Origin of the sequence: Nocardioides sp. (assembly GCF_024509035.1) — a bacterium.
Classification (GTDB): Bacteria; Actinomycetota; Actinomycetes; order Propionibacteriales; family Nocardioidaceae; genus Nocardioides.
In genome coordinates, this window is sequence record NZ_JANINT010000058.1 from 1 (window position 1) to 10,561 (window position 10,561).

10 protein-coding genes are annotated in these 10,561 nt (G+C 71.9%); 7 read left to right on the plus strand and 3 right to left on the minus strand.

All coding sequences use genetic code 11. The annotated features are described in order from the left end of the window. Positions 1–207: 207 nt before the first annotated feature. From Q0L15_RS05375 to Q0L15_RS05395, 5 genes are all read left to right on the plus strand, one after another. On the plus strand, positions 208–732 hold the full coding sequence (locus Q0L15_RS05375; RefSeq protein ID WP_296602782.1) for a DUF1992 domain-containing protein: 525 nt from the start codon (positions 208–210) through the stop codon (positions 730–732). Then, entirely contained in the window at positions 729–1,574 is an 846-nt protein-coding gene (locus Q0L15_RS05380; RefSeq protein WP_296602783.1) for a 3-hydroxybutyryl-CoA dehydrogenase, read from the plus strand. Before Q0L15_RS05375 ends, Q0L15_RS05380 begins: the two co-directional genes overlap by 4 nt. Positions 1,575–1,663: 89 nt before the next feature. Continuing rightward, on the plus strand, positions 1,664–2,752 hold the full coding sequence (locus tag Q0L15_RS05385; RefSeq protein WP_296602785.1) for a CoA ester lyase: 1,089 nt from the start codon (positions 1,664–1,666) through the stop codon (positions 2,750–2,752). Beyond that, positions 2,749–3,612, plus strand: coding sequence for a CoA ester lyase (locus tag Q0L15_RS05390; protein WP_296602786.1), 864 nt, complete (start codon positions 2,749–2,751; stop codon positions 3,610–3,612). The genes Q0L15_RS05385 and Q0L15_RS05390 overlap by 4 nt, the downstream gene beginning before the upstream one ends. An 84-nt stretch (positions 3,613–3,696) precedes the next feature. Then, positions 3,697–3,840, plus strand: coding sequence for a hypothetical protein (locus Q0L15_RS05395; protein ID WP_296602787.1), 144 nt, complete (start codon positions 3,697–3,699; stop codon positions 3,838–3,840). Between the two features lie 81 nt (positions 3,841–3,921). Here the strand turns inward: Q0L15_RS05395 and Q0L15_RS05400 are convergent, their stop codons facing one another. From Q0L15_RS05400 to hutH, 3 genes are read right to left on the minus strand one after another with little or no spacing between them, the layout of a single operon-like run. Next, a complete protein-coding gene (locus Q0L15_RS05400) occupies positions 3,922–4,932 on the minus strand; it encodes a M48 family metallopeptidase (protein WP_296602788.1) in 1,011 nt (336 codons plus the stop codon). 48 nt (positions 4,933–4,980) lie between these two features. Continuing rightward, positions 4,981–6,636 (minus strand): urocanate hydratase, encoded by a 1,656-nt coding sequence (gene hutU / locus Q0L15_RS05405; RefSeq protein ID WP_296602789.1) that lies wholly within the window; start codon positions 6,634–6,636, stop codon positions 4,981–4,983. After that, on the minus strand, positions 6,633–8,198 hold the full coding sequence (gene hutH, locus Q0L15_RS05410; protein WP_296602791.1) for a histidine ammonia-lyase: 1,566 nt from the start codon (positions 8,196–8,198) through the stop codon (positions 6,633–6,635). The genes hutU and hutH overlap by 4 nt, the downstream gene beginning before the upstream one ends. A 324-nt stretch (positions 8,199–8,522) precedes the next feature. Between hutH and Q0L15_RS05415 the strand changes: the two genes are divergently transcribed. Further along, positions 8,523–9,794 (plus strand): choice-of-anchor P family protein, encoded by a 1,272-nt coding sequence (locus Q0L15_RS05415; protein ID WP_296602792.1) that lies wholly within the window; start codon positions 8,523–8,525, stop codon positions 9,792–9,794. 91 nt (positions 9,795–9,885) lie between these two features. After that, positions 9,886–10,561, plus strand: a 676-nt coding sequence (locus Q0L15_RS05420) for an MFS transporter (protein ID WP_296602793.1), incomplete at its 3' end; no start/stop codon positions are given.

Here is a 10,561-nt window from a genome sequence, read left to right on the forward strand (position 1 = left end):
ATCGCGCTGTCCGCGACCGGGACGATCGACGACCCGACCGAGGGGCATGCGCCGCTGGCGGGTTACCTCACCGTCTGGTCGGTCTGCGCGCTGGCCGCCGTCGCCGCGGCCGTCGCGCTGCTGGCGATGCCGCGGGTCGTGGCCGAGGACGCCGACGAGGTGCTCGTCCACCCCTGACGTCACGGGGCGCGCACTAACCTGGAGGGGATGCCAGAGGAGCGCGACCCCGACCGGGCGGCCAGCCGTGCCGCGGCTCGCGCGCGGATCGAGCAACAGCAGACCTGGGTGGACGTGCAGATCCGCCAGGCGATGGAGCGCGGGGACTTCGAGAACCTCCCGGGCCACGGCAAGCCCATCGAGGGCCTCGGCGCCGAGCACGACCCGGACTGGTGGCTGAAGAAGCTCGTCGAGCGCGAGAACATCACCGTGCTGCCGCCGAGCGTGGCGCTGCGCAAGGAGGACGCCGAGCTCGACGACACCCTCGACCGGCTGCACGCCGAGTCCGAGGTGCGCGCGCACGTCGAGGACTTCAACGAGCGGGTGATCCGGGCCCGCTACTCGCTCTCCCCCGGCCCGCCGCTGATCACGATGCCGCGCGACGTCGAGGCGACCGTCGCCGCCTGGCACGAGCGGCGCGAGGCCCGGCGTGCGGCGCGGCCGGCACCCGCCGTACCGCCCTCGCGACGGCACTGGTGGAATCGGGGGCGCAAGCAGAGCGAGGGAGGGTCATGAACAGGATCGGTGTGGTCGGTGGCGGCCTGATGGGGTCGGGCATCGCGGAGGTCAGCGCGCGCGCCGGCCAGGACGTGGTGGTGGTCGAGTCGGGCGACGAGGCGGCCAAGGCGGCGCTCGGGCGGCTGGAGAAGTCGCTGTCGCGCGCCGAGGCCAAGGGCAAGATCGACTCCGCCTCGGCGGTCCTCGACCGGATCCGCGTCGTCACCGACCTCGACGCGCTGGCCGACCGCGAGGTGGTCGTCGAGGCGATCGTGGAGGACGAGGCCGCGAAGGTCGGCCTGTTCCGCTCCCTCGACGCCGTCGTCGAGGCGCCCGACGCGATCTTGGCGTCCAACACCTCGTCCATCCCGATCATGAAGCTCGGCGTCGTGACCTCGCGGCCCAGCCAGGTCATCGGCGTCCACTTCTTCAACCCGGTGCCGGTGCTGCAGCTCGTCGAGCTGGTGCCGTCGCTGCTGACGTCGCCCGAGACCACGGAGCGATCGCGCGCGTGGGTCGAGGAGTCGCTCGGCAAGAAGGCGATCGACTGCCAGGACCGCGCGGGCTTCGTGGTCAACGCGCTGCTGATCCCGTTCATCCTCTCGGCGATCCGGATGTACGAGTCCGGGTTCGCCTCGGCCGAGGACATCGACCGCGGCCTGGTGCTGGGTGCCGCGCACCCGCAGGGCCCGCTCGCGCTGGCCGACCTGATCGGCCTCGACACCACCAAGGCGGTGGCCGAGTCGCTCTACGAGGAGTTCAAGGAGCCGCTGTACGCCGCGCCCCCGCTGCTGCAGCGGATGGTCGACGCCGGGCTGCTCGGCCGCAAGACCGGCCGGGGCTTCTACACCTACGAGTAGTGAGGTTTCGGCTGCTGGCAGCCGAAACCCGCAACCGCTGCGACCTCCGTCATACCGACGCGTAGCGAGGCGCTGCTACCTTCCGGCCCATGACCGGATCCCGCAGCGCCAAGGACTTCTTCCGACCCCTCGCGGTGGGGGCCCCGACGCCCCTGACCGAGATCCCGGCACGTCCGAGCCGGGCGATCCACTTCTTCGACCCGAGCAACCCGAAGATGGCGGCGAAGGTCCCCGACCTGGTCGGCACCGTCGACGTGCTTCTCGGCAACCTCGAGGACGCGATCAAGGCCGACAACAAGGAGGCTGCACGACAGGGCCTGGTCGACATCGCGACCGAGACCGACTTCGGACCCACCCAGCTGTGGACGCGGATCAACGCCCTCGACAGCCCCTGGGTGCTCGACGACCTCACCACGCTGGTGCCGGCGATCGGCCACAAGCTCGACGTGATCATGGTGCCCAAGGTGCAGGGCGCGGAGGACATCCACTACGTCGACCGGATCCTGGCCCAGCTCGAGGCCAAGGCCGGCCTCGACCGCCCGATCCTGGTGCACGCGATCCTCGAGACCGCGCGCGGCGTGGCCAACGTCGAGGAGATCTGCGGCGCCAGCCCCCGCATGCAGGGCCTGAGCCTCGGCCCGGCCGACCTCGCCGCCGACCGGCGGATGAAGACCACGCGCGTCGGCGGCGGCCACCCCGGCTACCTCGTGCGCCAGGACCCGCCCAAGAACGACGTGGGCGTCGCGGACGTCGACGCCAAGCGCGCGACGTACCAGCAGGACCTGTGGCACTACACGATCTCCCGCATGGTCGACGCCTGCGCCATGCACGGCATCTACCCCTACTACGGCCCGTTCGGCGACATCGCCGACGTGGTCGCGTGCGAGGACCAGTTCCGCAACGCCTTCCTGCTCGGCTGCGTCGGCACGTGGAGCCTGCACCCCAAGCAGATCGCGATCGCCAACAGGGTCTTCAGCCCGAGCGTCGAGGACGTCGCCCACGCCCGCCGCGTGGTCGCCGCGATGGGCGACGGCACCGGCGCGGTGATGCTCGACGGCAAGATGGAGGACGACGCCTCCCTCAAGCAGTGCCTGGTGATGGTCGAGCTCGCCGAGCAGCTCGCCGCCATCGACCCGGAGCTGAAGAAGCAGTACGACGAGATCGGAACCGACGCGTGACCGAGTACACCCCCCTGCGCAGCGTCCTCTACATGCCCAGCTCCAACGAGCGGGCGCTGGAGAAGGCCAAGACGATCGCCTGCGACGGGCTGATCCTCGACCTCGAGGACGCCGTGGCTCCCGACGCCAAGCCGGCCGCCCGCGAGGCCGCGTGCGCCGCCGCCGCGAGCGGCGAGTACGGCCGGCGCACGCTCACGATCCGCGTCAACGGCATCGGCACCGAGTGGCACGAGGCCGACCTCGAGGCCGCCGCCCAGGCCGGCCCGCACGCCGTCGTGGTGCCCAAGGTCAACAGCGCTGCCGAGGTCGGCCAGCTGGTCGACGCGCTCGAGCGGTACGGCGCCCCCGACCACACCACGCTGTGGGCGATGATCGAGACGCCGGTCGCCATCCTCGACGCCCTCGCGATCGCGCGTGCCTCCGAGCGGCTCAGCACGTTCGTCATGGGAACCAACGACCTCGTCAAGGAGCTGTACGCCGAGCACGTGCCCGGCCGGGCGCCGATCGTGCCCAGCCTGCACACCGCGCTGCTCGCCGCCCGCGCTGCGGGCATCGCGATCCTCGACGGCGTCTACAACGACGTGAAGAACACCGAGGGCTTCCTCGCCGAGTGCCAGCAGGGCCGCGAGATGGGCTTCGACGGCAAGACCCTGATCCACCCCGGCCAGGTCGAGGGCGCTAACGAGGCGTTCGCGCCCAGCGAGCAGGCGGTCGCCGACGCCGAGGGGCTGATCCAGGCCTGGGAGGACGGCCGCGGGTCGGGCGTCGTCACCTACAACGGACGGATGGTGGAGAACCTGCACGTCGAGTCGGCGCGCCGCGTGCTCGACATCCACCGCGCCATCCAGGCACTGGCGTAGGGCCGGTCCAGACCGAGGACGTTTGCCGCGTCCTCCCCGTGGGGTACCGCCGTTCTGGGGGTAAACACAGGGAGGAAGAAGGAAATGATCGTTCTTGGTTTGATCCTGCTGATCATCGGCCTCGTCGCCAGCATCCCGATCCTGACGACGATCGGACTGATCCTGCTCGTGGTGGGGTTGATCTTGAACCTCGTCCCGATCGGCGGCAGCCGCCGCAGGGTCTGGTAGGCGCGCGCCGACCAGCCGCAGACACGTCAGAGCGAGGCCCCGGGGCGATGGTCCCGGGGCCTTGCCATGTCGGGAGGATGCTCAGTCGTCCCCGCGCCGCAGCTGCTCGTCGAACCACAGCTTGACGCTGCCGAGCACGCCGGCGACGTCGTGCACCAGCTTGCCCACGGCGTCCTGGCTCTGGCGGAAGGTCTCGGAGTAGCTGCGCGCGGCGGCCTTGGCCGCCTCGGAGACCCCGGCCTGGTCGTCGTCCTGGCGGCGCGGGTAGTCGCCCGCGAGGATCCGGGTGTACTCACCCGAGTCGACCCAGCGGCGCAGCTCGCTCGCGCGGACCACGAGGAACGGGTGGGAGCGGTTCTCGACCAGCAGCATCTTCAGGACCGAGTCGCGCAGGTCGGCGTCGTCGTACTCCTGCCCCTGGGCGAAGAACGACGTCGCGTCGAGGTCCTCGAGGTGGCCACCGCTCGCGAGCTTCATGTGCACCCGGAACGCCGTCGCAGGGTCCTGGGTGGCGAGCAGGCCGGCGCGGTCGGCGGAGAGCTCGGACTTGCGCGACCACTCGTAGAGGGCGGCCATGATCGCGCGGAACCCGAGTCCGCCCACGGGGACGCTGCTGAGGACGCCGGTCAGCTGGATCAGCCGCTGCAGCAACGTCTGGTAGACCGCGTGCCCGCTCATCGCGTGGCCGAGCTCGTGGGCGATGACGAAGCGCAGCTCATCGGTGTCGAGCAGGTCGACGAGCCCGGAGTTGAGCACGATGAACGGCTTGTTCATGCCGATCGTCAGGGCTCCCGGCTCAGGGTTGGCCACGACGTACATCTCGGGGAGCTCGGGGGCGTCGAGGGTGCGCGCCACCTCCCCGAGCAGGCCGTGCAGGCGGGTGAACTGGCGCTCGTCGACGCGCACCGCGGAGCCGAGGAACACCAGGCGTACGGCGCGCTCGTTGAACAGGCCCGAGATCGCCTTGAGCAGGCTGTCGAAGCCCTTGAGCTTGCGCAGCGCCACCAGGGCGCCGCGGTCGGCGGGGTGCTCCCAGGCGCGGGAGCTGATGTCGGTGAGCGTGGCACGGGACCGAGCCGGCTGGGTCGTCACGGTCTCCACTCTGGCACGGTCCGGATCGACTGGAGGGGCGAACCGTCCTCAGCCCTCGGACATCGGGATGCGCACGCCTCGCTCGTGGGCGACCTCGGCGGCGCGGTCGTAGCCGGCGTCGACGTGGCGGATGACGCCCATGCCGGGATCGTTGGTGAGCACCCGCTCGATCTTCTGGGCCGCGAGCTCGGTGCCGTCAGCCACGCAGACCTGACCGGCGTGCAGCGAGCGCCCCATGCCGACGCCGCCCCCGTGGTGGAAGGACACCCACGTCGCACCGGAGGCCGTGTTGACCAGCGCGTTGAGCACCGCCCAGTCGGCGATGGCGTCGGAGCCGTCGAGCATGCCCTCGGTCTCGCGGTACGGCGAGGCCACGGAGCCGCAGTCGAGGTGGTCGCGCCCGATCACGATCGGGGCCTTGAGCTCGCCGGAGGCCACCATCTCGTTGAACTTCAGCCCCGCGAGGTGGCGCTCGCCGTAACCCAGCCAGCAGATCCGCGCCGGCAGGCCCTGGAAGTGAACGCGCTCGCCGGCCATGGCGATCCACTTGCGCAGGCGCTCGTTGTCAGGGAACAGCTCGAGGATCGCCCGGTCGGTGGCGGCGATGTCGGCCGGGTCGCCGGAGAGCGCGGCCCACCGGAACGGGCCCTTGCCCTCACAGAACAGCGGCCGGATGTAGGCCGGCACGAAGCCGGGGAACTCGAAGGCCCGGTCGTAGCCGCCCTTGCGGGCCTCGTCGCGGATCGAGTTGCCGTAGTCGAACACCTCGGCGCCCTTGTCCTGCAGCTCGACCATCGCCCGCACGTGGACGGCCATCGACTCCCGCGCGCGCCGGGTGAACCCGGCCGGGTCGGCCTCGCGCTCGGCGGCCCAGTCGTCGACCGAGGTGCCGATCGGCAGGTAGTAGAGCGGGTCGTGGGCCGAGGTCTGGTCGGTGACGACGTCGATGCGTACGTCGCTCTCGAGCAGCCGCGGCAGCACCTCGGCGGCGTTGCCGAGCAGGCCGATCGACAGCGGCCGGCGCTCGTCGCGCGCCTCGACGGCCAGCGCCAGGGCCTCCTCGAGGGTGGCGGCCCGCACGTCGAGGTAGCGGTGCTCGATGCGACGCTCGATGCGCTCGGGGTCGCACTCGACGCAGATGACCACGCCGTCGTTCATCGTGACCGCCAGCGGCTGCGCTCCGCCCATGCCGCCGAGCCCGGCGGTGACGGTGATCGTCCCCGCGAGGGTCCCACCGAATCGCTTGTCGGCCACCGCTGCGAACGTCTCGAACGTGCCCTGCAGGATCCCCTGGGTGCCGATGTAGATCCACGAGCCGGCGGTCATCTGGCCGTACATCGTCAGGCCGAGGTCCTCGAGCCGGCGGAACTCCTCCCAGTTGGCCCAGTCGCCGACCAGGTTGGAGTTGGCGAGCAGCACCCGCGGCGCCCACTCGTGGGTCCGCATCACGCCGACGGGCTTGCCGGACTGCACGAGCATCGTCTCGTCGTCGCCCAGCGTCTGCAGGGTGCGCACCAGCGCGTCGTAGGCCTCCCAGGACCGGGCCGCGCGCCCTGTGCCGCCGTACACGACGAGGTCCTCGGGACGCTCGGCGTTCTCGGGATCCAGGTTGTTCATCAGCATCCGCAAGGGGGCCTCGGTCTGCCAGGAGCGGGCGGACAGCTCGGTGCCGTGGGCGGCGTGGATCGGAAGACGGTCGTTCATCGCAGGGCTCCCATGACGGACTCGGCGGCAGACAGGACAGCGCCCGAGGAGACGAGCCCGACGGCCGCCTCGATCTCGGGAGAGAGGTGTCGATCAGGCCCCGGCCCCGACACCCCGGACTCGCGCAGCAGCCGGACCACCGCGCCCGTCGCCGGCGACGGCTCGAGCGGCGCGCGCAGGTCGAGGGCGCGCGCCGCGGTCAGCACCTCGATCGCGATCACCCGGGCGAGACCGTCGACGGAGCGGCGCAGCTTGCGGGCCGCCGACCAACCCATCGACACGTGGTCCTCCTGCATCGCGCTGGAGGGGATCGAGTCGACCGAGGCAGGCACGGCCAGCCGCTTGAGCTCCGAGACGATCGCCGCCTGCGTGTACTGCGCGATCATCAGCCCGCTGTCGACGCCCGGGTCGTCGGCGAGGAACGGCGGCAGGCCGTGGCTGCGGGCCTTGTCGAGGAACCGGTCGGTACGGCGTTCGCTGATCGAGGCCACGTCGGCGGTCGCGATCGCGAGGAAGTCGAGGACGTAGGCGACCGGGGCACCGTGGAAGTTCCCGTTCGACTCGACGCGGTCCTCGACCACCACCGGGTTGTCGACGGCCGACGCGAGCTCGCGTCCGGCGACGACGGCCGCGTGCTCGACGGTGTCGCGAGCGGCGCCGTGCACCTGGGGCGAGCAGCGCAGCGAGTAGGCGTCCTGCACGCGGTTGCAGTCGGGGCCGCGGTGGGAGGCCACCACGCCCGAGTCGCGCAGCAGCGCCGTGAGGTTGGCCGCCGACAGCGCCTGCCCCGGGTGGGGCCGGATCGCCTGGAGCTCGGCCGCGAAGACCCGGTCGGTGCCGAGCTGGCCCTCGACCGACATCGCGGCGGCGATGTCGGCGGTGCGCAGCAGCATCCGCAGGTCCTCGATGGCGAGCACCAGCATGCCGAGCATGCCGTCGGTGCCGTTGATCAGGGCCAGCCCCTCCTTGGCGGCGAGCTCGACCGGGGTCAGCCCGGCCGCCGCGAGCGCGTCGGCCGCGGGCATCAGCGTGCCGGCGGCGTCGCGCACCTCGCCCTCACCCATCAGGGCGAGCGCACAGTGGGCCAGCGGTGCGAGGTCGCCGGAGCAGCCGAGCGAGCCGTACTCGCGCACCACCGGGGTGATGCCGTGCTCGAGGAGCGCGGCCAGCAGCTCAGCGGTCTCCACGCGTACGCCGGTGCGCCCGGTCGCCAGCGTCGAGAGCCGCAGCAGCATCAGGGCCCGGACCACCTCGCGCTCGACCTCGGGGCCGGAGCCGGCTGCGTGCGAGCGCACCAACGACCGCTGCAGCTGCGCGCGCATCTCGGTGGGGATGTGCCGGGTGGCCAGGGCGCCGAAGCCGGTCGAGACGCCGTACACAGGCGTCGCCGAGGCCGCGAGCTCGTCCACGACGGCACGCGCCCGTGCGATGGCAGCGATCGCCTCGTCGGCGAGGCGCACCGGAGCTCCCTGGCGAGCCACCGACCGCAGGTGCTCGAACGAGACGGGTCCGACGCCGACGTCGACCACGGTGACGGCGGACGGGCTGGGCACGCGATCCATGCCCGCCATCCTGGCCCGCACGGGGAGGCCCCACCAGGCCCGGGGCGGCCACGGCAGTCTGAGATCCGAGACACATCGGCGGCCGTGCCGTAACCCGCGGAGCACGGCGCCGTTGTGCCTGCGGGCGCGGCGTGGGGGCGCGGGAGCCAGAGGGACTCTGCGGCTGCGCCAGACCACTCGGAGGGAACACACATGCGCGATCACACGACCCGGCAGCCCGACCGCGGGAGCCATCGTCGACCCGGCCTGTCTAGACCGATGGGTGCGACGGACCCATCCGGGGCATCAGGAAGCACATCGTCCGCAACGTCTCCGAGGTCCGTCATGAAGCGTCGCAGCACCATCGTCCTGTCCACCCTTGCCGCGTCCCTGATGGCGTTCTCCGGCGGCCTGGCGCCCGCCTCCGCAGCCCCGGCCCCGATCGGGTCCGCATCGGCCCGTGTCGACTCCTCCGACATCGCCCTCAAGGCCGGCGCCTACGGCACCCGGCTCGTCGGCGGCCAGGTCCCGGCCGGGTCGGGGATGACGGCCTTCTCCGTCATCGCGTGCTCGACCAAGACCGACATCGAGCGCCACAACGAGGTCGCCGCGGTCAACCTGCCCGGCGCGGGCACCATCTCGGGCGTGGCCACCCGCAACTGGACGGTCAAGACCAAGAGCGGCGCCATGCACTCCTACTCCCGGAGCTCGACGGCCGAGGTCGTCCTCGCCGACAGCCCCCTGGGCTCGCTGAGCATCCGCGGCGTCACCTCGCTCTCCCACGCGTGGTACGACGCCAAGGGCTTCCACACCGAAACGAGCACCAGCATCGGCAAGATCCTTCTCACCCCGCCGGTGGGCGACCCCCAGGAGATCGACATCCCCGCCCCGGGACAGCCGATCACGATCCCCGGGCTCGCCACGCTCTACCTCGGTCAGACCCACGAGACCAGCAACTCCAGCGCCGCCCGAGCCTGGGCGACCGCGCTGCGCGTCAAGATCATCCCGACCGGCACCGACCTGTTCGTCGCGCGCAGCAAGGCCCAGGCGCTCAACGGCGTCAAGAACGGCCGGTTCGGCGGCTACTCCGCCGGCACCGAGGCCGAGGTCCTCGGCGGCGTCCTCACCAGCGGTCGCAACCCGCTCTCGATCATGCCGTGCCAGAGCACGAAGGGTGAGGTGCTCAGCCGCGCCGACGCGCGCCTCGACCTCGGCGGCGGGCTCGTCGTCGACGGCGTGAGCTCGAGCCAGTGGTCCAAGCGCTTCGACAACCGCAGCAAGGCCTGGGAGCGCGGTGCCGTGGCCGGTGTCAACCTCGGCAACGGGGCACTCGTCATCGACGCGCTCGTCGCCAAGGCGACCGTGACCCGCAAGGCCAACGGCGGCCTGGAGCGCAGCACCAAGGGCACCACGATCGGCACGATCACGGCGAACGGCCAGCCGCAGGACCTCCCGATCGACCAGACGATCGAGATCCCGGGCCTGGCGAAGCTCGAGCCCAAGGTGGTCGAGAAGCTGCCCGGCGGCCTGAAGGTGATCGCCCTGCGGATCACGCTCCTCGACGGCACCGGCGCGGTCATCGACCTCGGCATCGCCAAGACCACGATCCGCCGCTGACCCGTCGCTGACGGTCTTCTCACACCGTCACGACCGACCACGCAGCAAGACACGGCGTCGTACGTCGTGCCGCGCGGCTTTGACTGGGTCCATGACCCTGACGGCTTCGCGGCACGACGTCGGCGCCGTGCGTCGTTGGTCGATGCTCGGCGCCAGCACGCTGGCCCAGGCCGCCACCGCGGTGATGGTCCACGGGCCGGCGTTCCTCATCCCGACGCTGCACGGACGAGAGGGCATGAGCCTGCCCCGCGCGGGGCTGGTGGCCGCCGCTCCCACCCTCGGGGTGATGCTCACGCTCGTGGCGTGGGGGCTCGTCACCGACCGCCGCGGTGAGCGGTTCGTGCTGCTCACCGGGCTTGCTGCGACGGTGGCGTTCGGCGTCGCCGGTGCCCTCACCGAGGGCACGGTGTGGCTCGCCCTCGCGCTCGTCGCAGCCGGCGCGAGCGCCGCGAGCACCAACGCCGCCAGCGGTCGCGTGGTCGTCGGCTGGTTCCCCCCGGAACGCCGCGGGCTGGCGATGGGGATCCGTCAGATGGCGCAGCCGGTGGGCGTCGGGATCGCAGCGATCTCGATCGCCGTCGTCGCGGACACCGCCGGCGTCCACGCGGCCCTCTGGGTGCCGACCGCCGCCTGCGCGCTCGGGGCGGTCGTCGTCTCGCTCGTCGTGGTCGACCCACCGCGGCCCGAGCGGCGGGCGGGGGCCGCTGCCAATCCCTACCGCGCCGACGGCTACCTGAGCCGCATCCACGGCGTCTCGGTGCTGCTCG